23 protein-coding genes are annotated in these 22057 nt (G+C 60.7%); 12 read left to right on the forward strand and 11 right to left on the reverse strand.

What is annotated here, in order from left to right; translation table 11 throughout:
* The 4 genes from WC509_05960 to WC509_05975 all read left to right on the forward strand — a co-directional run.
* Nucleotides 1-822: RHS repeat-associated core domain-containing protein (locus WC509_05960; protein MFA5006990.1), on the forward strand; the 822-nt coding region annotated here is incomplete at its 5' end.
* A gap of 9 nt (nt 823-831) precedes the next feature.
* The gene (locus WC509_05965) at nt 832-1380 is read left to right on the forward strand and encodes a hypothetical protein (GenBank protein ID MFA5006991.1); all 549 of its coding nucleotides are present in this window, start codon (nt 832-834) and stop codon (nt 1378-1380) included.
* 110 nt (nt 1381-1490) lie between these two features.
* Nucleotides 1491-1853 (forward strand): transposase, encoded by a 363-nt coding sequence (locus WC509_05970; GenBank protein MFA5006992.1) that lies wholly within the window; start codon nt 1491-1493, stop codon nt 1851-1853.
* The gene (locus tag WC509_05975; GenBank protein ID MFA5006993.1) at nt 1840-2715 is read left to right on the forward strand and encodes an IS3 family transposase; all 876 of its coding nucleotides are present in this window, start codon (nt 1840-1842) and stop codon (nt 2713-2715) included. The genes WC509_05970 and WC509_05975 overlap by 14 nt, the downstream gene beginning before the upstream one ends.
* A 28-nt stretch (nt 2716-2743) precedes the next feature.
* Here WC509_05975 and WC509_05980 read toward each other — a convergent pair whose 3' ends face one another.
* The 6 genes from WC509_05980 to WC509_06005 all read right to left on the reverse strand — a co-directional run bounded on the left by WC509_05980 (nt 2744) and on the right by WC509_06005 (nt 6427).
* Nucleotides 2744-2938, reverse strand: coding sequence for a hypothetical protein (locus tag WC509_05980; GenBank protein MFA5006994.1), 195 nt, complete (start codon nt 2936-2938; stop codon nt 2744-2746).
* A gap of 267 nt (nt 2939-3205) precedes the next feature.
* The gene (locus WC509_05985) at nt 3206-3613 is read right to left on the reverse strand and encodes an arsenate reductase ArsC (GenBank protein ID MFA5006995.1); all 408 of its coding nucleotides are present in this window, start codon (nt 3611-3613) and stop codon (nt 3206-3208) included.
* A gap of 1 nt (nt 3614) precedes the next feature.
* Nucleotides 3615-4655, reverse strand: coding sequence for an ACR3 family arsenite efflux transporter (gene arsB, locus WC509_05990; protein ID MFA5006996.1), 1041 nt, complete (start codon nt 4653-4655; stop codon nt 3615-3617).
* A complete protein-coding gene (locus WC509_05995; GenBank protein MFA5006997.1) occupies nt 4642-5079 on the reverse strand; it encodes a thioredoxin family protein in 438 nt (145 codons plus the stop codon). The genes arsB and WC509_05995 overlap by 14 nt, the downstream gene beginning before the upstream one ends.
* Before the next feature lie 30 nt (nt 5080-5109).
* On the reverse strand, nt 5110-6126 hold the full coding sequence (locus tag WC509_06000; GenBank protein MFA5006998.1) for a permease: 1017 nt from the start codon (nt 6124-6126) through the stop codon (nt 5110-5112).
* A gap of 1 nt (nt 6127) precedes the next feature.
* On the reverse strand, nt 6128-6427 hold the full coding sequence (locus WC509_06005) for a metalloregulator ArsR/SmtB family transcription factor (GenBank protein MFA5006999.1): 300 nt from the start codon (nt 6425-6427) through the stop codon (nt 6128-6130).
* A gap of 196 nt (nt 6428-6623) precedes the next feature.
* Here WC509_06005 and WC509_06010 point away from each other — a divergent pair, with 196 nt between their 5' ends.
* Entirely contained in the window at nt 6624-7988 is a 1365-nt protein-coding gene (locus tag WC509_06010) for a hypothetical protein (GenBank protein ID MFA5007000.1), read from the forward strand.
* Between the two features lie 22 nt (nt 7989-8010).
* A complete protein-coding gene (locus tag WC509_06015) occupies nt 8011-8964 on the forward strand; it encodes a mechanosensitive ion channel family protein (GenBank protein ID MFA5007001.1) in 954 nt (317 codons plus the stop codon).
* Nucleotides 8965-9022: 58 nt separating this feature from the next.
* On the opposite strand, the gene WC509_06020 is transcribed toward WC509_06015, so the two are convergent.
* Nucleotides 9023-10141: a GGDEF domain-containing protein gene (locus WC509_06020; protein ID MFA5007002.1), complete on the reverse strand. Its 1119-nt coding sequence runs from the start codon at nt 10139-10141 to the stop codon at nt 9023-9025.
* Nucleotides 10138-11733: an EAL domain-containing protein gene (locus WC509_06025; GenBank protein MFA5007003.1), complete on the reverse strand. Its 1596-nt coding sequence runs from the start codon at nt 11731-11733 to the stop codon at nt 10138-10140. The genes WC509_06020 and WC509_06025 overlap by 4 nt, the downstream gene beginning before the upstream one ends.
* Nucleotides 11734-11920: 187 nt before the next feature.
* Between WC509_06025 and WC509_06030 the strand changes: the two genes are divergently transcribed.
* From WC509_06030 to WC509_06055, 6 genes are all read left to right on the forward strand, one after another.
* On the forward strand, nt 11921-12436 hold the full coding sequence (locus tag WC509_06030; protein ID MFA5007004.1) for an 8-oxo-dGTP diphosphatase: 516 nt from the start codon (nt 11921-11923) through the stop codon (nt 12434-12436).
* 96 nt (nt 12437-12532) lie between these two features.
* Entirely contained in the window at nt 12533-14845 is a 2313-nt protein-coding gene (locus WC509_06035; GenBank protein MFA5007005.1) for an ATP-binding cassette domain-containing protein, read from the forward strand.
* Between the two features lie 142 nt (nt 14846-14987).
* Nucleotides 14988-15305 (forward strand): PadR family transcriptional regulator, encoded by a 318-nt coding sequence (locus WC509_06040; protein MFA5007006.1) that lies wholly within the window; start codon nt 14988-14990, stop codon nt 15303-15305.
* Complete coding sequence (locus WC509_06045) at nt 15302-16285, forward strand: DUF1700 domain-containing protein (GenBank protein MFA5007007.1); 984 nt, start codon at nt 15302-15304, stop codon at nt 16283-16285. Before WC509_06040 ends, WC509_06045 begins: the two co-directional genes overlap by 4 nt.
* Nucleotides 16286-16396: 111 nt before the next feature.
* Nucleotides 16397-17668 (forward strand): hypothetical protein, encoded by a 1272-nt coding sequence (locus tag WC509_06050; protein ID MFA5007008.1) that lies wholly within the window; start codon nt 16397-16399, stop codon nt 17666-17668.
* Nucleotides 17665-18780 carry a glycerate kinase gene (locus WC509_06055; GenBank protein ID MFA5007009.1) on the forward strand — a complete coding sequence of 372 codons (1116 nt, stop codon included), beginning with the start codon at nt 17665-17667 and terminating at the stop codon, nt 18778-18780. Before WC509_06050 ends, WC509_06055 begins: the two co-directional genes overlap by 4 nt.
* A gap of 62 nt (nt 18781-18842) precedes the next feature.
* Here WC509_06055 and WC509_06060 read toward each other — a convergent pair whose 3' ends face one another.
* The 3 genes from WC509_06060 to WC509_06070 form a co-directional block, all read right to left on the reverse strand.
* Nucleotides 18843-20468, reverse strand: a complete 1626-nt coding sequence (locus WC509_06060) for a M28 family peptidase (protein ID MFA5007010.1) — start codon at nt 20466-20468, stop codon at nt 18843-18845.
* A gap of 108 nt (nt 20469-20576) precedes the next feature.
* Nucleotides 20577-21491, reverse strand: a complete 915-nt coding sequence (locus tag WC509_06065; GenBank protein ID MFA5007011.1) for a DUF1295 domain-containing protein — start codon at nt 21489-21491, stop codon at nt 20577-20579.
* Nucleotides 21488-22057: a GNAT family N-acetyltransferase gene (locus tag WC509_06070; GenBank protein ID MFA5007012.1), complete on the reverse strand. Its 570-nt coding sequence runs from the start codon at nt 22055-22057 to the stop codon at nt 21488-21490. Before WC509_06070 ends, WC509_06065 begins: the two co-directional genes overlap by 4 nt.

Below are 22057 nucleotides of genomic sequence, written 5' to 3' on the forward strand. Positions count from 1 at the left end.
ATCGTGAAATACCGTTATGACGCCTATGGCAATACGACTGTTGTTTCAGACACATCAGGAGGCATAGTATCCTTCTACAATCCTTATACGTATCGAGGATATCGCTACGACTCCGAAATTGGCATGTATTATCTGAACAGCCGGTACTACAACCCTCAAATCGGCAGGTTCCTCAACGGGGACGGAATGCTCGGTCAAACTGCAGATCCGATGTCAACGAATATGTTCATTTATGCAAGGAATAATCCTGTACAACTAATTGACGAGCAAGGGTTTTTCTGGCATATAATCGGAGGGGCGTTAATCGGTGCAGCCGTTGGAGCTACAATACAAATACTATCAAACTGTATATCTGGAGACAAATGGTATAATGATTTAGGAGGTGCAATACTTGGTGGCGCGGTGGGTGGTGCACTAACCGCTATGGGGGTTCCGTCGGTCATAGTAGGTTTTAGCGTTGGCCTCGCAACCGGAATTGGAAATCAAATCGATGATGCTTGTGCAAATTGGCAATGCGATATATCGAAAGTGAGCGTCGCAGAAATCGTCGCTGACGGAATCGTATCGGGAATGTTTGCCGGCTTTGGATCATCATTTGCAAACAGTGTTGTTGGTTATTCGAGCAAACAAGTCGCGAGTTGGATAAAACCTCAGTCTTTGTTTAAATTTTTTTCGGGCGGGTTCGGTGATAAGGTTATGTCCATGATAGCGATTGGCAGCGTTCCGAATGTGATTACTGCCGGGATCGATTCGGTAACCAATCTTCCTGATTTTGAGGAAGTAATTACAGATGTATGGAATTATATCACAAGTTCAAAGTAGGTTATAGAAATGAGCGAATATACATTCAACAATGACAAAGATTCACAATCTGGTATTGTTGCTATTTCCTTTGTGTTTGTTCTGCTTACAGCATTTTTCGCTTTCGTTTTCATATCTTCGCTTGTTTCTGGTTCGTTGCTTAGTATTATGAATTACTCAACTTTAGGGATATTTTTTATGACAATAGTATGTCCTATAGCATTTGCTCGATGCTTATATCGATATGCACTATCTCGAAAATATAGAGCTCATATTGGCGATACTGGTTTTTCGTTGATTTATGGACTATCAAAACATAGAGAGAATTTAGTTCGTTATAGTGAAATTTCTCGAATAATAATTATCAACGAAAATAGCGTTTTTGGAAGAACGAAAAATATCATCCTGTTTCGTTTTGGATTTAATTCATCTCTATTTCTGTCGAATTTTAGCAACAAAGACAAGGCTGTTTTTGACGAAATGATTAATGAACTTGAAAAACGTTCCGGGAAAAAACCACATGAAGTTCGTAAATTTGGACAGATGGTCGAACTAATCGTATTAATGTTGTGGAAATAAGTTGTTGGATATAGCGTAATTATTTCAGTGGTTTTACTGGTCTAGTATGGTTTTTAATCAGTGGGTACGCTATGGTATCATATGGGTACAAACTGAGGGGATGAAGTGCCATGCCAAGCAATAACTCGAAATATACAGAAGAAATGAGAGAACGGACCGTTCTCCATATTTTGAATTCGGGAAAGTCCGCAACGTCCGTGGCGGAAGAACTCGGAATCGACACGAACACCGTGTGCAAATGGGTCAGAGAATATCGCCGGAAGAACAATCTGCCCAGCGCTACGGAAGCCAAGGCCCGTGAACACACCGCGAGGACGGCGGATCCGAATGACGCGAAACGGAAATTCCGCGAGCTGGAAACCCGACTCAGACAAAAAGAGAAGGAACTGGCGGAAGAGCGGGAGAACGTCGAGATCCTCAAAAAATCCCTGCACATCTTGATGCGAGCACGCGAAGAAAATGCGAGGCGATGAAACGCCTGGACTCCCGATACAGCGTGCGGAGGATGTGCAAGGTGCTCGTGTCAGCGAGAAGCAGTACTATCAATGGCGAATCCAGGAAGAGCATCGCAACGGTCGGCGATTGGAAGAGCGAGAGCTGGTCCAACGAGTCGAGAACGGCTTTCATTCAAGTGATGATGCCTATGGGTGTCGGAAGATCACACGAGAGCTCAGAAACGAAGGAATCGCGGTCAGCGAATGGAAAGTGCGGCGGATCATGCGGGAACATGGCCTCTATTCAGTCACGCAGAAGAAGTATCGGCCCTTCCGCCATCATCAAGAAAACAATCCCTACAAGCAAGATCTCGTGAAGCAGCAGTTCCGCCCGGACGGTCCCAATATCGTATGGGCGGGAGATGTCACCTACATCAAGACCAGGATCGGCTGGGTCTATTTGGCGGGTGTCATGGATCTCTACAACCGCGAAGTGATTGGTTGTGCGACGAGTCAAAGAATCGATACCGAGCTTGTGAAACGCGCCTTGGGAGAAGCCATCGGAAGGTATCCGGAGACGGAAGGAACGATCTTCCACAGCGACCGCGGATGTCAGTACGCCAGTGCGGGCTATCAGAATACCTTGACGGCCAACAAGATGCGCGGCAGCATGTCTCGCGGCGGATGTCCCTACGACAATTCCTGTGTCGAAAGCTTCTTCGCTCAACTGAAGAAGGAAAGGATCTATCGACGAAAGTATCGTGACCTTAGTGAAGTCGACGCCGACTTGTTCGACTCTATCGAACTCTTCTACAATCGAAAGCGGATTCACTCGACGCTCAATTATCAAACGCCGATTGGATACAGATTTAATAATGCGCCTTTATTTTGTGGGATTTAAGTGTTATTATAGATAAAAAGAAATAAATTCAAAACGGAACAAAGTAACCAAGATGCAAAAACGCAAAACCACTGATTAAATTCCACTTAGTCCAGTCCTGATGAGCGGCCAGTACAACATGAATTTCCATCGGAAACTGATCGACACGATCTACCGGTACGCTGCCATTTCCAGGGAACCCGCGGTGACGGAAGCGGGCATCAAGTAAGTCTACATCGTCCAAGGATCTCTGTCCATCGTCCAGCTCTGGATCAAGGACGACTTCCGCACCCCGCCGAAGCGGCTCGCATCCTTCATCTACGAACTTTCGAACAAGATCCTCCTTTGACGCGTCCGTCGGCTTCTGCCGTCGACGCGACCGGTCCCCGAGATCGCCGGCTTCGCCACTTACCTCGGCGACACGACCGAAGCGAACCACAACCTGTTCATCTGATCCATCCGAAACGAAAAGTCCTTTCGAAACGGCACTGCCGGTTCGAAAGGACTTTTCTCATTTCTTGGGAACGATGCCGGAGCGGATTCTCTTCGCGAGGTCGTCGACCTTCCCCTCGATCAGCCGGATCGTCTTCTCCATCTCCTCGTCTCCCTTTCCGGACGGATCATCCAAACCCCAATCCTCCTCATGGAGGTTCGGGACGAACGGGCAGACCACGCCGCACCCCATCGTCACGAGGACGTCGATCGCGGGAATCCCGCCGAGGGTCTTCGGACGTTGCAGGACGGTCATGTCGATGCCGTGGAGATCCTTCACGACACGGACGGCATCGGGATTGATCCGCGGCGCGACGTGCGTCCCTGCGGAATACGGCTCGATCGCGTCGCCTGCGAATTTGCGCGCCAGCGCTTCGGCGATCTGGCTCCTGCACGAATTGTGCGTGCAGACGAACGCCACCTTCATCCTATTCACGGGCGGGAAACCATCCCTTCGTGCGATTGGCGAAGCGGACCAGCACCAGCATCGTCGGGACCTCGACGAGGACCCCGACGATCGTCGCGAGCGCGACGGCGGGGGAGAGCGGGAAGAGCGCGATCGCGACGGCGACAGCAAGTTCGAAGAAGTTCGAGGCCCCCACCATCGCCGCCGGGGAGGCGATGTCGTGGGGCAGCTTGAGCGCCTTGGCGGAAAGATACGTGAGGAAGAAGATCAGAAACGTCTGCAGCACGAGCGGGATCGCGATCAGGAGGATGTGAAGGGGATGGTCGAGGATCGTCTGCGCCTGCAGGCTGAAGATGATCACGAGCGTGAGAAGCAGGCCGATCGTCGTGACCGGTTCGAATCGGCGGATGACGACGTCGTTCAGATAGCCGGTTCCGCGTTTCCGGATCACGAGCCGCCGCGTCAGCGCGCCGAGCGCGAGCGGAACGACGACGAAGAGCGCGATCGACACGAAGAGCGTGTCGAGCGGGACCGTGAAACCGCCGATGCCGAGCTGGAGCGCGACGATCGGGGCGTAGAGGACGAGGATGATGATGTCGTTCGTCGCGACCTGCACGAGGGTGTGGGCCGCATTTCCCTTCGTGAGCGAACTCCAGACGAAGACCATCGCCGTGCAGGGGGCGGCGCCGAGCAGGACGGCGCCGGCGAGGTAGTCGGCACCGATCTCGGGCATCACGCCCTTGTAGAGGACGAGGAAGAAGAGGCTCGCGATCGCGAACATCGTGAAGGGCTTCACGACCCAGTTCGCGATCCACGTGAGGACAAGCCCCTTCGGATTCCTGCCGACGTTCCGGATGCTCGCGAAGTCGATCTTGAGCATCATCGGGTAGATCATGAGCCAGATCAGGACGGCGATGACGACGTTGACGTCGGCGACTTCGAAGGCCCCGAAGAATGCCGGCACGGCCGGGAACGCGATCCCGATCCCGACGCCGGCGGCCATGCAGAGGAGGACCCAGACCGTCAGGTATTTCGCGAAGAAGCCGAGGCTATTTCTTTCCATGGCCGCAGCACGGCTCGGAGGATTCGTGGCGGCAGTCCTGCTTCGGCCGTTCGGGAGCCGGCGTGCATTCGCACTTGCCGTCGACGCATTCGCACGTCTCGTTCTCGCAGTCGCACTTGCCGTCGACGCATTCGCAGTCGCACTTGCCGTCCTCGCAGCAGCCGGCCTTCGTTTCGGCCGCGGCCGGACGGCGCTTCTCGATCATCTCGAGGATCTGCGCGACGGTCGCGAGACGACCCGACGACATGACCTTGCCGTCGATGACGATGCCGGGGGTCGACAGCACCCCGAGTTCCATGATCCGTTCCGGATCGGTGACGTGCTCGACGGTGACGAAGAGTCCCGCCGCAGCCGCGGCCTTGACCGCGTTCTCGTAGTTCAACTGGGATTTCTTGCAGCAGCCGCCCAAGGCTTGGATGATCATGTGTGGTTCCTCCGTATGATTTTGTCTTCTTTAGAACAGAAACTGAAGGGCATTGAAGCCGTATCCGATCAGGACGATGCCGGCGACCACGATCGCGATGAACCAGAGGAGCAGTTTCCACTTGACGACGCGCTTGAGCATCACCATCGAAGGGAGCGAAAGCGCCGTCACCGCCATCATGAAGGCGAGGATCGTGCCGAGCCCGGCGCCTTTGGCGAAGAGCGCCTCGGCGACGGGAATCGTCCCGAAGATGTCGGCGTACATCGGCACGCCGACGAGGGTGGCGATCAGGACCGAGAAGGGGTTGTCGCCGCCGAGGACGGATTCGATCCAGGCGGACGGGATGAGGTTGTGGATGACGGCCCCGATCGCGACGCCGATCGCGATGTAGAGGACGACCTTCCTGTAGGTGGAGAGCATCTGGTCCTTCGCATAGACGACCCGGTCCTTCGTCGTCATCGCTTCGACCTCGGCGTCGACCGCCGCTCCGGCGGTGACGAACGGTTCGATCTGACGGCCGAGACCGGTCTTGTCGATGATCGTCCCGCCGAGGACGGCGAGCACGAGGCCGACGGCCACGTAAGCGAGCGCGACCGGAAGACCGAAGGCTCCCGTCAGGAGCACGAACGCGCCGAGATCGACGAGCGGGCTGGAGATCAGGAAGGAGAACGTCACGCCCGGCGACAGGCCGGCGCGGGTGAAGCCGATGAAGATCGGGATCGACGAGCAGCTGCAGAACGGCGTCACCGTCCCCAGCAGGGCGCCGAAGGCATTGGCGCCGATCCCCTTCTTCTTCGCGAGCAGGCGCTTCGTGCGCTCCGGCGGAAAGAAGCTCTGGATGTAGGAGATGACGAAGATGAGGAGACAGAGGAGAATCCCGATCTTGACGAAGTCGTAGAGGAAGAACAGGAGGATCCCGCCGACGCGCGACAAGGAGAAGCCGGAACCGCCGACGGCGTCGAGCAAGAGCGAAAACAGGTCGTGAAGCCACTTCATGCCGAGGATCTGGGTCGAGACGAAGTCGCCGACCGCCTTCAGGAAGTCCATCTCACGCTCCGCACGCGGTGCATTCCGGCGCCACCGTTCCGATCGCGTCGACGTATTCCATGATCCGCGCGACGGCGTCCGGATCGATTCCGTAGAAGATCCACTTGCCGCGCCGCTCGGAGACCACCAGTCCGCTTTCGACGAGCACGTTCATGTGATGCGACAGCGTCGGTTGCGAAATCGGGAAGCGTTCGAGCAGCTGGCAGGCGCAGCGTTTCTCGGTCGTGAGGAGCGTCATCACTTCGACCCGGATCGGATCGGAGAGGGCCCTGAACAGGCGTGCGGACTCGGTGTAATTCATGGAAGCCACCTCATATAGACATTCATCTATTTGTATTTTATCAGAACGTCCCGAGGACGTCAAGCCCCTCCATCCTCCGAGAATGATGGAATCCCGAACCTGATGCGGAAAAATTCCGGGGATTTCTATGGAAAAACGCGCGATTCAATGATATGATGAAACAAAATGACGCCATCGGCGGAAGGAGGAGATCGTCTTGCAGGACTACCGGACCCGGCGCGCCGCGCGCTCGGCACTCCTGAAACGGCAGATGCTCCTGAAATGGATCGCCGGCTTCACGGTCACGATCGCCGCGACCGTCGTCGCCGCATTCGTTCCCGCGGCTGCGGCCGAAGCGACGTTCCTCTCCGTCACCGCCGCCGGCACCGACATCGCCTACGAGGCGTACGTCGACGCTTCGCTCGACGAATCGGGGGACGCCGCGATCCGCGTCGTCGCCCGCGACCAGTTCGGCGACCGCGAACAGACCGTCTTCGCCGGCAGGTCCTCGGGCGTTTTCACCGGTCTGAAGGCGGATACCGAATACCGCCTTCTGATCGAGATCGATTCCGGTTTCGGCTGGCGGACTCTCGCCCGCACGGACGTGTCGACCGACCCCGGACCCGGGGGCGCGATCGTCGGCTATTCGGTCGAGGAGACCGGCGGATATCAATGGGAAACCTTCCAGAACTACGCCGTCTCCATTCATGTTGCCGATCCCGAAGGAGTATTCGCGGAGGTCGGGTTCCGATATCAGTACCTTCCGTTGTCGCAGCTCAGCGAGCCGGATCCGTTCGGCTGGACGACGGTCGCGGTGACGTCCCCCGACCAAATCGTTCAGTTGCCGCCGCTCTGGAAAACCGATTACCGTTTCTTCTGGATCCTCCAGGCCACCACCGTAACCGCCGAAACGGTCATCCTCGACCAGCGGACGTTCGATACCTCCCCCGTCTTCTTCGCCTACCTCGGCGCGTATGACGCCGGCGTCGATTGGCTCGACGTTTCCGCGCACGTCGAAGCGAATCCGCGCGTCGAAGCCGTCTTCGAGATCCTCGTGACATGCCCGCAGGGAGAGACCGTGGCGCGATTCCGTGTCGAACCCTCGGAGTCGGAAGAACAGGAACTTCCCGAAAGTTCGGATACGGGTGTCACGCGCGTGGACGGACTTCTTCGCGCGACCGAGTACCATCTTTCGCTGGATGCGACCTATGTCGATCCCACGACGGGTTTTTCGGTTACGGAAACGATTGCGTCCGGTCACGCCTGGACGATGCCGCCGTATTCGGGTTCGTTCGGCTGGACCGAAACCGATCAGGAATTCGACTTCCATGCCGATTACGTCGATCCGTCCGGGGTTCTCGGACCGATCTACTACCATGTCTATCGATGGGTGGACGGGATCTATCAATACCATTCCGGCGGCGAAGTCCAGTTGACGGTCGACGGCGACCGCCGGACGGCTGCCTTCACCGTCCCGGTCCCGGGCGACCGTTATCGCATTCTCGTCAGTCTCACGAAAACGCCGATCGCAGAGATCGCCTATTCCAGCAGCCTCGCGGACATCGTCCGCAACCCCGCATGAGTCCGGGAGGAAGGAAGAAAACATGAATCAATGGAAGGAAATGAAGAAGGAAGAACTGATTCCCGTCATCGTCGTCGCCGCCGTCGTCGTCGTGCTCATCCTGCTTTCCGCGCTCGCTCCGGTCCTATTCCCCGGAACGACCTTTGCGAACATCGTCGACAGCAGCGTCGGCCGTTTCTTCAACATCGCCGACTTCTTCGCGAACAACTACGTCACCCTGCTCGAAAGCGCCGCGATCGTCTTCTTCATGTGGGTGATCGAAAAGGTCCTGACGACCATCGTCCGGCTGCTCTCGCGGAAGAACGCCCGCGGCGCCACGATCGCCGACCTGCTCACCTCGATCCTGAAATACGCGTCCGCGCTCGTCGCCGTCTTCATGGTCCTCGGCGCCTGGGGCGTCTCCACCGGCACGCTGCTCGCCGGCGCCGGCATCATCGGCCTCGCCGTCAGCTTCGGGGCGCAGAGCCTGATCGAGGACATCATCGCCGGCTTCTTCATCATCTTCGAGAAGCAGTTCGCCGTCGGCGACATCATCGAGGTCGACGGTTTCCGCGGCACCGTCAACTCGATCGGGATCCGCACCACCCAGATCGAGGACTACAACGGCGACGTCAAGATCATGAACAACTCCGACATCCGCGGCGCTCTTAATACCTCGGCCAACCTCTCGCCCTCGATCTGCGACATCTCGATCAACTACGGCGAAGACCTCGAGAAGGTCGAAAAGGTCATCCGCGAGTCGCTTCCGAAGATCCGCGAGAGGATTCCCGACATCGTCGAAGGCCCGTTCTACAGGGGCGTCCAGTCGCTGGCGGACTCGAGCGTCGTCCTCCGCATCTACGCCAAGACGGCAGAGACGAAAAAATATCAGGTCACGCGCGATCTGAATCGCGCGATGAAGCTTCTGTTCGACGAACACAAGATCGGGATCCCGTTCCCGCAGGTCGTCGTGCATCAGGGCAAGCCCGACGAATAAAAATACAGGCGCACGCCTCCGCGAGGCGCGCGCCTGACTGGTTTCGACGGAAGGCGGCTCAGGCCGCCTTCTCTTTGTTTTTAGCCTTGTCGTCGTACATCCGGTGATCGACCTTCGAGAGCAGGGCGTCGGTCGACAGCTCGGGTTCGTTCTGGATGAAGCCGAAGCTGAAGCGGAGACCGCGGAGCGCGACGACCTTCTTCGCACGAAGAATCTCCTCGCGAACGGACGCGATGCTTCTTCCGGCCGCGGCCGCGTCATGCGAGGTGACCACCATGAACTCGTCGCCACCGATGCGGGCGACCATCCGCTCGGCGCGGAACACCCGCTTCAGGACCGTCGCGAACTCCGAAAGGACGACGTCTCCGGCCTGATGGCCGTAGGTGTCGTTCACCGCCTTGAAGTCGTCGAGGTCGATCATCAGGAGCCCGAAGAGTTCGCCCCGTTCCTTGATGAAGCGGAGGTACTCGTCGAACTTGGCGCGCGAATAGAGGTTGGTGAGGCGGTCGAGGGTCCCCGAGGTGGTCTCGAGGAACATGTAGGTGACGACCACCGCGAGCGCGAGCATCGGCCAGGTGAAGAACGCCCTGAGGTAGAACGTCTGCGCGATCGTGCCGAGGATCGGAAGCAGGAAGAACGCCATCACGCCCCGGATCACGCCGATGTTGGTCTTCCCGCGGTACCTGAAGGTGAGCCAGGCGGCGTAGACGAGGTGGACGTACATCACCACGTTCGTGACCCATGAGAGCGGTCCGACGACATAGTCGTTGTCGCCCGTGATCGCGAAGTGGACCGGGACGAAGGCGTTCACGACGAGCGAGGCGAGGAGGAGGATGCTGCCGTATTGATAATGGATTCGCTTGCGGATGCGGCGGCGGTCCTGGAGGATCTTGTAATCCACGTAGGAAATCCAGAAGCCCGCGAGCAGCGGCGTGACCAGGACGAGGAGGAAGTTCGAGACATAGTTCATGAAGAATGCGAATCCGCCGACATAGGAATCGGCGATCCAGGAGACAGATTCGACCACCATCGCCAGAATCGTGAGGTAGATGATCGTCCTAAACAGCATCGAGGAATAGCTGTGGCGGTCGCCCTTGATGCGGATGATGATGAGGAGCGTGAACAGCATCACGCACGCGAAGATGTTGATGTCGAATTCGAGGATGCGTTCGATCACGATTTCTCCCCCCCTTCCCTGCCGTAGGAACGGATCAATTCCAGGGCATCGTCCGCCGGCATCGGCCGGGCGAACAGATACCCTTGCGCGTAATCGCCGCCGAACGCGCGGATGATGGCTTCCTGCCGTGCCGTCTCGATGCCTTCGACGATGACCTTCATCCCGAGATGATGCGCCATCTCGACGATGAACTTGAGGATCGCCCCCTCGGCGTCGCCTTCGGACGCCTTACGGACGAACTCGCGGTCGATCTTGAGGGCGTCGATCGGCAGTTTCGAGAGATACGTGAGCGACGAATAGCCGATTCCGAAGTCATCGAGGGAGACCACGAATCCCATGGCGCGGATCTCATTCAGACGTCGGACCGCGACGTCGAAGTTTTCGACGAACGCGGTCTCGGTGATCTCGACGTAGATGCGCGTGCAGTCGGCCCGGAAGCGCCCGACCAGGGCGCGGAGACCGTCGAAGAACGCCGGATCGACGAGCGACTTGGCCGAGAGGTTCACGGAGAGGGCGATCGCACCACTCATGCCGTCGTTCCAGGCGATGGATCGCGCAAGCACCTCTTCGAAGACGTACAGGTCGATGTCGCGGATCAGTCCGGTCTTCTCGGCGAGTGGGATGAAGTCCATCGGCGGGATGAATCCGCGTTCGGCATGGCGCCAGCGGATCAGTGCTTCGGCGCCATGCATCCTGCCGTCGGAAAGGTCGACGGCCGGCTGGTAATGGACGGTGAAGTCGCGGCGTTCGACGGCGTGACGCAGTTCGCCGGTCAGGCGGATCGCGTCCAGACGTTTCTCGGCCATCGCCGGATCGTAGGGCACGCAGCGGTTCTTCCCGCGTTCCTTGGCCGCCGCGAGGGCGGTATCCGCGCAACGGAGCAGGGTCGCGAAATCGCCGCCGTCGCGCGGGCAGAAGGCGACGCCCGCGCTGTAGGTGACGAAGAATTCGGAGCCGCCGAGGATCCATGGACGCCGGATCCGGGACAGAGCTCCGGCGACGTCGCAGTCGGGGCCGTGGACCTCGGCGATGCCGGGGACGACGATCGCGAATTCGTCGCCGCCGAGTCTGGCGACGGACGCCGGAAAGCCGAATCCGTCCGTCAGGATGGCCGCGATCCCCTTGAGAAGGTCGTCGCCGGCGGCGTGACCCTTCATGTCGTTGACATTCTTGAAGTCGTCGATGTCGATCAGGATGAACGCCGCCGGCCGGCCACCGCAGGCTTCCCGGAACCGGTACTCGAGGCTGTTGCGGTTGGGCAGGCCGGTCAGGGCGTCCGTGAAGGCGGCGCGATCGAGTTCGGCGTTCACCTGCTCGAGCCGGCCGATTGACTCCGCGTAGAGCCCCATCGCGCGACGGATGATGAAGTAGAAGATGACGGCGGTGACGGCAACATAGAACCAACCCTTGACCGTCTGGACGTGGTCGTAAAAGGCGGAGTCGCCGAAGATCGCCTCCGCCGCCCAGTCGGACGCGATGATCCAGATGGCGCCGATTGCCGCGTAGATGCCGACGATCTTAAGGCTGGACACGGTCGGGTTCAGGATCCGATCGCGATTGTCTTCGATCCGTCGATTGTCTTCTTTCGCCATCTCGACACGTTCCTTCCGTTCGCACGAGGCGCGCATGCGTCCTATATATTCATTATAAGCGCAGAGACCGTCCTTTGTCACGCGCTTCCTCGAAAACGGCACGATCATCCGTCGCCGCTTGCAGGTCGCGGGCTGATGTGATATGATGGTTCGTGTGCGGTTTCGGATCGAGCCGCGGAGGATCGACATGGATCAAGGATTCCTGTATACGCTCGCCTTCATTCGGCGCGGCGACGAGGTTCTGCTCATCAATCGCATCAAGGCTCCTTGGTTCGGGATGTGGAATGGCGTCGGCGGCAAGCGCGAACGCGGCGAAAGCCCGGACGCATGCATCCGCCGCGAGATCCGCGAGGAGACCGGGATCGACCTCGATCCGGCGTCGATCCGCTTCGGCGGCACGCTCACTTGGAACGACGATTTCAAGGCAGCGTCGAACGGACTCTACCTTTATTTCGCCGAGGTCGACCCGGCGTTCTCCTATCCGACCCCCACAGACACCCCCGAGGGTATTCTCGACTGGAAACCGATCCGATGGACCGTCGACCGCCGCAACCAGGGTGTCGCGACCAACATCCGCCACTTCCTGCCGACGCTACTCGGCGGCATCCGTCTCCGTTACCATTGCGTCTTCGCGAAGGACCGGCTCGTCGAGGTCGTTTCCGCACCGATGGAAGAGGAAGCTCCTTTTCCGGAAAACTCGTGAAAAGAACGGGAAAGCATGTGAAAAAGGTGCGCTTTCAACACCTTCTCACACGCTTTTTGTTATAATGAATTATCCAGACATGAAGGAAGTGGAACCATGCTCAGACTCATCGACATCCGCAAGACCTATGTCGTCGGCGACTTCGAACAGCACGCCCTCGACGGCGTCTCGGTGTCTTTCCGCAAAAACGAATTCGTCGCCATCGTCGGCCCCTCGGGATCCGGCAAGACGACCACGCTCAACATCATCGGCGGCCTCGACCGTTACGATTCGGGCGACATCATCATCAACGGCAAGTCCACGAAGGATTTCAAGGACTCCGAATGGGACTCCTACCGCAACGGCTCGATCGGCTTCGTCTTCCAGAACTACAACCTGATCGGCCACATCTCCGTCCTCGACAACGTCGAGATGGGAATGACGCTTTCCGGTCTCCCGGTGAAGGCGCGCCGCGCCCGGGCGGCCGAGGTCCTCGACCGCGTCGGGCTGTCGGAGCACATGCACAAGCGCCCGAACCAACTGTCCGGCGGCCAGATGCAGCGCGTCGCGATCGCCCGCGCCCTCGCCAACGACCCCGACATCATCATGGCGGACGAGCCGACAGGAGCGCTCGACTCGACGACCTCGATCCAGATCATGGAACTGATCCGCGAGATCGCCAAGGACAAGCTCGTGATCCTCGTCACCCACAACACCGAGATCGCGAAACGCTACGCCACCCGCGTCATCCACATGCGCGACGGCAAGATCGTCGACGACTCCGACCCGTACGAGCCGGAAGGCGAGGACAAGGATCGGTTCACCCTGAAGAAGACGGCGATGTCCTTCCGCCAGGCGCTCTCGCTCTCCTTCAACAACCTCAAGACCAAACTCGGCCGCGCCCTGATCACCGCCTTCGCCGGCTCGATCGGCATCATCGGCGTCGGCCTCGTCCTTTCGCTTTCCAACGGTCTCAACAAGGAGATCGCCGACCTCGAGACCGGCACCCTCTCCGACTTTCCGCTCTTCATCAGCCCGAACGCCTTCATCATGCGTACGCCCGCCGAACGGATGGGGCAGTTCAACCAGGATCAGGAGGGCGAGTTCCCGACCGGAAGCCTCCTCTACGTGCTCGACGAGCAGGCGAGCACGGTGTTCCACCAGAACACCATCGACCAGAACTACCTCGACTTCCTCGACGGTCTCGACCCGGCGCTGTATAACGAAATCACCTACGGCCGCGCCGTGGCGATGAACCTGTTCACCACCGCCGAAGACGGCGGCGCCGTCATGCCGGTCGACACCGGCGACGTCGGCTGGTCCGAGATTCCGGGCAATTCGATCTTCATCGAGGACAACTACGACATCCTCGCCGGCGCCTATCCGACGTCCGTGAACGAGCTTTTGCTCGTCGTCGACACCTACAACAACATCCCGCTCGATCTCCTCATCGCGATCGGCTACGACGTCGACGCGCTCCCGGAGGAGAACGAGACGAAACTGCTTTCCTTCGAAGACATCGTCGGGAAGGAATTCAGGCTGGTGATGAACGACGACTTCTACACCTACTCCGACTTCACCACCCTCTACTTCCCGTCGCTCGACTTCGATTCCCTCTATGCCGATTCCGACTCGGTCCCGCTCACGATCGTCGGCATCGCCCGCGCCGCGGAAGACGCCGCCTCGACCGTCCTCGGCGAAGGCATCCTCTACACCAAGGGACTCACCGACATCGTCCTCGCTTCGGCTTCGACCTCGGCGGTCGCGCTCGCGCAGGTCGACCGCGACACGAACGTGCTCACGGGTCAGCCGCTCACGGCGGACACGAAGGACGCGATGCTCAAGCTGCTCGGCGCCGACGCGACCCCTGTCTCGATCCAGATCTATCCCGTCGACTTCGACGCCAAGAACGCCGTCAAGGACTATCTCGACGGCTATAACGACGGCAAGGAGGAAGCGGACCAGATCATCTACACCGACCTCGCCGAGACGATCACCGACACCGTCGGCACGTTCGTCGACACGATCACCTACGTCCTCGTCGCCTTCTCGGCGATCAGCCTCGTGGTCTCCTCGATCATGATCGGGATCATCACCTACGTCTCGGTCCTCGAACGCACCAAGGAGATCGGCATCCTGCGCGCCCTCGGCGCCCGCAAGGTGGACATCGCGCGCGTCTTCAACGCCGAGACCTTCCTGATCGGCCTCACCGCCGGTCTGATGGGCACCGCGATCACCTGGGTGCTCACCTTCCCGATCAACGCCATCCTCGGCAACCTCCTCGAGGAGATGTCGAACATCGCCAGCTTCTCGATCGCGGCGATCGTCTCGCTGATCCTCGTCTCGATCGTGCTCACCCTCATCTCCGGACTCGTCCCGGCCGGCATCGCCGCCCGCAAGGATCCGGTCGAGGCGCTCCGTACCGAATGATCCACGGCGACCGCATTGCGGTCGTCATTTTTTTTCGAAAAATCCGAAAAAAGGTATTGTGTTTCGCACAGTAAGATGTTATCCTATTAGTGTGCGATGCACAGAACCAAAACCGTGCGACGCACACCATGGAGGTGGACCCGTGAACTCGCAGTTCAAGAAAGGCATCATCGAAATGTGCGTCATGGCGGTCGTCTCCCGCAAGGACATGTACGGTTTCGCCGTCATCGAGGAGATCGCGAAGGAGATCGACGTGAACGAGAACACGATCTATCCGATCCTTCGCCGCCTGACGGCGCAGGGCGTCTTCGACACCTACATGGAACCCACGGGCATCGGCGCGCCGCGCAAGTACTACCGCATCACCGATCTCGGCAGGAACAAGACCCGCGAATACGCGGACGAATGGTCGAAGTTCCTGACGGGTGTATTCAGACTATTGGGAGGAAACGAAGCATGAAACAGCAGTATCTGGACGAAATCCGCACGCTGCTCGGCCGGTACGTGATCACCGCCGCCGAGATGGAAGACATCATCGGCGACTACGACCGCATGTACGAGGACGGTCTTGCCCGCGGCATGAACGACGAACAGGTCGTCGCGTTCCTCGGCAAGCCCGAAAAGGTCGTCCGCGAACTCGGCGACTCGTACGAGCGGAAGCCCGGCAAGGGTTCGAAGAACGGCAAGCTGATCGCCATCACCCCCTTCCTGGCCGTGATCGCGTACTTCCTGATCGGCTTCGTCGGTGGCGCCTGGCATCCCGGCTGGCTCGTCTTCCTCGCCATCCCGGTCGTCGCGATCCTGCTCGACGGTTCCGAACGCGGCATCCTCCGGAAACTCACCGCGCTCTCGCCGTTCATCGCCGTCGTCGCCTTCATCGTCCTCGGCGAATTCGGCTTCTGGCATCCGGCATGGCTCGTGTTCCTCCTGATCCCGATGGTCGGAGCGCTTTCCGACCGCTCGTGGAAGGGCAAGGTGTTCGCCCTCACCCTCGCGCTCGCGGCCGGCGGATACCTCTACTGCGGCTACGCCCTCGACGCCTGGGGGTACGGCGCCTTCTGCTTCGGCCTGCCGATCCTCTTCGGCGCGGCCACGGGCGCGATCGACTTCGTCTGCGACGTCCGCGGCTGGAAGAAGCTCCCCGTCTCGGAACGCCGCTTCGCGCTTTCGATGCTCCTGGTCGTGATCCTCGCGATCGCCGCGTTCGTCCTCCTCGGCGTCCTGTACTCGCTCTGGCACGTCGCCTGGCTCACCTTCCTCGCGATCCCGATGTACGCGATCGTCATGAAGGCGGGAAGGAAGAACCGGCTGGTCGCGCTCTCGCCCTTCCTCGCCACGATCGCCTTCTTCCTTCTCGGCTTCTTCGTCCCTGGCGCCTTCGCCTATGCCTGGATCGCCTTCCTCCTGATCCCGATCACGGCCATCCTCAAGAACGCCTGAAGCTCCCGACGCCGCCTCCTGGCGGCGTTTTTTTTCATCGAATTTCCGGCGGTACCGTCGCGCCGCCGGGGATTCCGTGGTATACTAAAAGTCAACGAGGAGATGATACCCGTGTGCGATACCCTCTACCGGAAGACCGCGGACGGCTACGTGTTCGGCAAGAACAGCGACCGCAGCCCGAACGAGCCGAACCTGACCGAGATCCATCCGGCCGCCCCCGCGGCCGCGAAGGAACTGAAGGTCACCTACCTCACGATCCCCGCCACCTCCCGCCGCGCCGTCAAGATCGTCCGTCCCGCCTGGATGTGGGGCGCCGAGATGGGCACAAACGACGCCGGCGTGACGATCGGGAACGAGGCCGTCTTCACGCACTCGAAGGGCAAGAAGGTCGAACGTCTCACGGGCATGGACCTCCTTCGGCTCGCGCTCGAGCGTTCCGCGACCGCGCGCGATGCGGCGGACGCGATCGCCGGCCTTCTCACCGGCTACGGCCAGGGCGGAAACTGCGGTTTCGACAAGCCCTTCTACTACGACAACTCCTTTTTGATCGCGGGATCCGACGGCGCCTTCGTCCTCGAGACCTGCGGCTCCGACTGGGCGCTCACGGAACTCGGCGAGAAGGGGAACATCTCCAACATGCTTGCGCACGACGGTCCCTTCGTCGCTTCTTCGCGTCCGGACCTCGGCGCATTCGCGAAGCGGCGGCGCGAACCGGTCTACACCTTCTTCGCAAAGGCGCGAAAACGCGCCTGCCAGGCGTCTTCGCACCTTGGGAAGACACCCTTCACGGCATCCGACATGATGGAGGCGCTCCGCACCCACCTGCCCGCCGATTCCGGGACGCTCTATGAGCGCGGCAGCGTCGGGAGCCTCTGCATGCACAAGAGTCCGCTCGGCGACCATACCACCGGCAGCTTCGTCCACGCCGTCCGCGGATCCTTCGCGACGACCTGGATCACCGGCTGCTCGACACCCTGCCTTTCGCTCTTCAAGCCGACCTACGGGATGAACGCGATCCCGCCGGTCTTCGCATCCCCCGAGGAATCGCTCGGCTACTGGCTCGACCGCGAATACCTCGTGCGGGCGATCTACGCCGGCAGGATCGACGTCGCCGAGTATCTCGACGAACTCCGCGGGATCCAGGCGTCCTTCATCGAAGGCGACGAACGGCTGTGCGCCAAGAAGGCGTCCGCGGCCGAACTCAGGGCCTTCCAGAAGGCCTGTTCGGAACGCGAGGCGGCGTTCGTCGAACGCCATCGCGAGGCGATCGAGACGATCGCCGAGAATCCCGTCGGCCTTCCCCCGCTCTGGGTCCGGAAGACGATCATGCTCGGCCACAACGCTTCCGCGCCGACGCTCCGCGAACGGATGCAGGGACGATGAAAATCGTCGTCGCTCCCGCCTCCTTCAAGGGCAGCTATCCCGCGGCCGAGGTCGCGACGATGATGATGCGCTCGATCCTTTCCGCCGCCCCTGCCGCCGACGTCGTGACGATGCCGGTCTCCGACGGCGGCGAAGGCTTCGCGGACTGCTTTCTGTCGCGCTACGGCGGCGTCAAGGTCGTCGTCGAAGCCGAGAATCCGCATGGCGTTTCCTTCCCCTCGTATTACGCGCTTCTGCCTGACGGCACCGCCGTGGTCGAACTCGCCGCGGCCGCCGGCCTGCATCTGGCGGGAGAACGTCCCGATCCCTCGACCGCGACCACGCAAGGCGTCGGCACGCTGATCCGTGCCGCCGTCGAACGCGGCGTGCGCCAGATCGTCGTCGGACTCGGCGGAAGTTCCACCAACGACGCCGGCTGCGGCCTCGCCTCGGCCCTCGGCGTCCGTTTCCTCGATCGCGAGGGTAACGCCTTCGTCCCCGTCGGACGGACGCTTTCCGCGATCGCGGAGATCGACCGCTCCGGCATCCCCGAAAAGCTCAGGGGGATCCCCGTCCGGATCGCCTGCGACGTCACGAACCCGCTCTCGGGTCCCGCCGGCGCAGCTTGCGTCTACGCCCGGCAGAAGGGCGCGGACGACGCCATGATCGCCCTTCTTGATTCCGAACTGTCCGCCTATTCGACGTTCCTCGCGGAACGTTTCGACTTCGATTGCGGATTCCCCGGGGCGGGTGCCGCGGGCGGCGCGACGGTCGCGCTCCGACTGTTCCTCGACGCCGAGATCGAACGCGGGATCGACACCGTCCTCGACATGCTCGACTTCGACGAGGCGGTCCGGGGGGCGGCCTTCGTCTTTACCGGTGAAGGCCGACTCGACCGCCAGAGTCTTGCCGGCAAGGCGGTGGAGGGGGTCGCGCGGCGTGCCCTCGCTTGCGGCGTACCGTGCATCGCGTTCGCCGGGCGGATCACCGGACTGCTGCCCTGCGAGTATCCCCCGGGACTCGTCGAGGCGATCGCTTTGTCCGGTTCCGAGGTTTCCCTCACGGCGGCGATCGCCACCACCCAGAAACGGCTGGACGGCGCCGTCGCCCGGTTCATCGAAAAACATCGATGAAAACAAAGGAGCCCGTTTCCGAGAGATCGGAAGCGGGCTCCTTTTCCATTGATTCAGAATGATTACGCGGTGACGAGGATCCGCGTCGACGGCAGCCAGACGGATGCGTCGATGACGAGGATGACGAGTAGGGCGGGCAGTCCCCCGACGGTCAGGGCGAGGAACAGCGAATAGAGCAGCGGAACGATCAGAAGCATGTTCCAGAGGATGTTCTGCCCGAGGGCGACGTGACGGACGATCGGGTTCTTCACGAACGCGTGGACCAACAGCGAAAGGAGGCCGATCGCAGCGGGGACGAAGAACAGGAAGGACGCGCCGGAGAGGGTCAGGCCGGTGGCGAGCGCGAGCACCAGGTTCACGAGGATCCCGCCGAGCATCGCGGCGACGTGATCTTCGTTCTTCACGAAGCGACGGAGCAGGAGGTAGAGGTCGGCGAGGCATCCGGCCATGATGATCGCGGTCGGGAGTTCGGTTCCCTCCATGCGCGTATAGGTGAGCGAGTACGGGACCTTCCCGAAGAAGGCGATGACCTTGCCGAGGAGGAGTCCGACGATGCCGGCGATCACGACCAGCGCGAGCGTGTATCCGGCATGCCTGAGGACGACGATCGGCCTTGCGGCCTGCTTGCGCGCGAAGACGAAGACGAGCAGCGCGAAGAGAAGGAAGCCGACGATCGTCATCACGAGGCCGGCGGTCTCCGTATAGCTGACGAGCCAGCCCGGCAGGATCGTGAAGAAGACGGCGTTCTGGTCGGAGGCGAGCGCGTCGGGGTCGGCGTAGCGGGCATCGGTCACGAAGGCTTCGACGACGGGCACGATCTGGCTGCCGTAGTGCTGGATCGATGACAGGTCGATGTTGATGTACTCGTCGTGCGGGGTATGGTAATAGGTCAGTCCCTTGAGAACGGCGAAGTTGATCCCGGTCTTGTCGATCGCGAGGAATTCGGTGAAGTCGGTGTAGTTCGGCATCACCGAGTAGACCGCGGTCGCGATCGAATAGGTCACCGGCAGTTCGGCGGCTCGGTAGAAGTCGATCAGGGCGGCGTTGTCGCCGCTCGTCTCGAACATGTAGGCGGCGCCGTCGACACCGCGGGCTTCGACGTTGACGACGAAGTTGACGTCGTCCATGAAGGCCTCCTGCGCCGCCATGTGGGCGCCGTAGAGGCCGGTCTCCTCGCCGTCGGTGGCGAGCAGATAGATCGTGTTCTCAAGCGAACGCTCGCCGTAGAGGCGCGCGATCTCGAGCAGGACGGCGAGTCCGTAGCCGTCGTCGGCTGCCCCGTAGGAACGGCCGAGTTCGCCTGTCCGGCCGATGTGGCCGCGGGAGTCGTAGTGGGCGACGATCAGGATCCCCTTGGGCGAGGCGCCCGGGATCACCGCGAGCAGGTTCCGGATGTCGTAGTCGATGTCGGGATCGACGACGGCAGCGGCGTAGTCCATCTCCGTCACGTTCGCGGCGCCGACATATTCGGAGAACGCGTCCTTGAGATACTGCCGGACGGTCTCGTGCGCCTCGGGATCGAAGACCGAATGCGGTTCGCGCGAGATTTCGGCGATGTGGGCGGCGGCCTGGACGGCGGAGAAGCCCGCGGCGTCGGCCGACGGGGCCGGCGTGAACAGGACGAAGGTGGACAGGATGAACGACAGGACGGTGACGGCGAGGACGACGACGCCGCTGAATCTTCTCATGGGAGCCTCCGGGGTGTTGGTTTGATGTTCAAATCGTCTCCCCCATCATATCACCGGCTGGGAGGAAACGCAAGCGGAAAAAAGCCGGCCGCGCACGGCCGGCATGGATCATTCGGTTCGTTCCGCCTCGGGCTCCGGTTCCGGTCTTCGGAAGAACGGAACGAGGGTCGACACGCGGCGCTTGTACACGGCGTATGCCGGACGCGTCGCCAGGATCTTCCGCTCCATCATCGGAATGCTCAGGAACAGGAACATGCAGGTCATCGCGACGGGAGCCGCCAGATGCAGGGAATAGGGGACGACGGTTCCGGAGGAGGCGAGGAAGACGCCCCACCAGACGAGTACCTCGCCGAAATAGTTCGGATGGCGGGAATAGCGCCAGAGGCCCTCCTCGATGCATTCCCTCCGCCCGGCATTCTTCTTTCTGAAGGACGCCATCTGGCGGTCGGCGAGCCATTGCAGGAACGCGCCGAGGAGCACGATCGAGGCGCCTCCGTACGCGAGGGCCGGGCTTCCGTCCGCATAGGCGAGACGGATCGCGCCGACGAGCTGCGCGAAGACGATCAGGGTCGGGAAGAGCATGACGCCGAGGAAACTGACGAGCGGCCAGAACTTCTTCGTCCGTCGCCTGAGCATGTCGTAGCGCCAGTCCTGTTCGGAGAAGTCGGTCCAGAGCGACGCCCAGTTCCAGGTGAGCCGGATCGACCACGCCGCAAGCGCGAAGAACAGCATCGCGATTTCCGGCCCGACCGAGCCGGCGTCGATCGCGGCGAGGATGAGCAGATAGGGAGGCACGACGCTCCAGTAGGGATCGTAGACGGAGGCGTTCGCGAGCGGGATCGAGGCGAGATAGACGAGCACCGTCATCGCGACGTCGGCCCATAGCGCGCGGACGATCGGATCGCCGGGAACGAGGAAGAAGACGGCGGCTCCGGTGCCGAAGGACGCGACGTAAAGGACGGTGAGGATCGCAAACGAAGCCTTCCGCGCGGAACCGCCGCGGTGGTTCGATCCGATGCTCATCGCAGGTCCTTCCGCATCACGACGACGTTGTCGTGGCGCTCGTCCTCGACGTATCCGGCTTCGCGATACATGTTCATGGTCCCGCGATAGCGGCGTTCGTCCGCCATCGGGACGTCGACGGGAAGCGCGATCGCGGCGTCGCAGCCGGCATCCGCGAATCCCGCGAGCGCCGCCTGCAGAAGGGCGCGGGCGAGTCCCCGGTTGCGGTGCGTCGGCGCGATCACGAAGCAGATCGTCAGTCCGATCCGCCGCGTGCCGACGTAAGGCGAAAGATAGCCGGAAAGACGGGGGTAGGAGAGCGCATCGCCGGCATTCACCCAGCCGACGCAGCGCCCGTCCTCGACGGCGAGATAACCGTGCATCGTTCCCGCGGCGATCGCCGCGAGGGCGTCGGCGCGATTCGTTTCGCCCGAACGCGCGATCCAGGCGCCCATGTCGCAGGACGTCTGATAGAAGCGGCAGTAACAAGTCTTCCATTCGCGGGCATGCGCGAAATCCATGTCGTCGAAGAGGGCGCAGAACATTTCTCCGTCGGCGGGGGTCAGGGGGCGGATCGTGATCGCCAT

This window comes from Candidatus Izemoplasmatales bacterium, assembly GCA_041649275.1.
Classification (GTDB): domain Bacteria; phylum Bacillota_I; class Bacilli_A; order Izemoplasmatales; family Hujiaoplasmataceae; genus UBA12489.

Excerpts from the sequence above, each read along its gene's own strand:
- WC509_05965 (MFA5006991.1), top strand. The coding sequence starts at position 832 with ATGAGCGAATATACATTCAACAATGACAAAGATTCACAATCTGGTATT.
- WC509_05970 (MFA5006992.1), top strand. The coding sequence starts at position 1,491 with ATGCCAAGCAATAACTCGAAATATACAGAAGAAATGAGAGAACGGACC.
- WC509_05975 (MFA5006993.1), top strand. The coding sequence starts at position 1,840 with ATGCGAGGCGATGAAACGCCTGGACTCCCGATACAGCGTGCGGAGGAT.
- WC509_05985 (MFA5006995.1), bottom strand. The coding sequence starts at position 3,613 with ATGAAGGTGGCGTTCGTCTGCACGCACAATTCGTGCAGGAGCCAGATC.
- arsB (MFA5006996.1), bottom strand. The coding sequence starts at position 4,655 with ATGGAAAGAAATAGCCTCGGCTTCTTCGCGAAATACCTGACGGTCTGG.
- WC509_05995 (MFA5006997.1), bottom strand. The coding sequence starts at position 5,079 with ATGATCATCCAAGCCTTGGGCGGCTGCTGCAAGAAATCCCAGTTGAAC.
- WC509_06000 (MFA5006998.1), bottom strand. The coding sequence starts at position 6,126 with ATGGACTTCCTGAAGGCGGTCGGCGACTTCGTCTCGACCCAGATCCTC.
- WC509_06005 (MFA5006999.1), bottom strand. The coding sequence starts at position 6,427 with ATGAATTACACCGAGTCCGCACGCCTGTTCAGGGCCCTCTCCGATCCG.
- WC509_06015 (MFA5007001.1), top strand. The coding sequence starts at position 8,011 with ATGAATCAATGGAAGGAAATGAAGAAGGAAGAACTGATTCCCGTCATC.
- WC509_06025 (MFA5007003.1), bottom strand. The coding sequence starts at position 11,733 with ATGGCGAAAGAAGACAATCGACGGATCGAAGACAATCGCGATCGGATC.
- WC509_06030 (MFA5007004.1), top strand. The coding sequence starts at position 11,921 with ATGGATCAAGGATTCCTGTATACGCTCGCCTTCATTCGGCGCGGCGAC.
- WC509_06035 (MFA5007005.1), top strand. The coding sequence starts at position 12,533 with ATGCTCAGACTCATCGACATCCGCAAGACCTATGTCGTCGGCGACTTC.
- WC509_06045 (MFA5007007.1), top strand. The coding sequence starts at position 15,302 with ATGAAACAGCAGTATCTGGACGAAATCCGCACGCTGCTCGGCCGGTAC.
- WC509_06055 (MFA5007009.1), top strand. The coding sequence starts at position 17,665 with ATGAAAATCGTCGTCGCTCCCGCCTCCTTCAAGGGCAGCTATCCCGCG.
- WC509_06060 (MFA5007010.1), bottom strand. The coding sequence starts at position 20,468 with ATGAGAAGATTCAGCGGCGTCGTCGTCCTCGCCGTCACCGTCCTGTCG.
- WC509_06065 (MFA5007011.1), bottom strand. The coding sequence starts at position 21,491 with ATGAGCATCGGATCGAACCACCGCGGCGGTTCCGCGCGGAAGGCTTCG.
- WC509_06070 (MFA5007012.1), bottom strand. The coding sequence starts at position 22,057 with ATGGCGATCACGATCCGCCCCCTGACCCCCGCCGACGGAGAAATGTTC.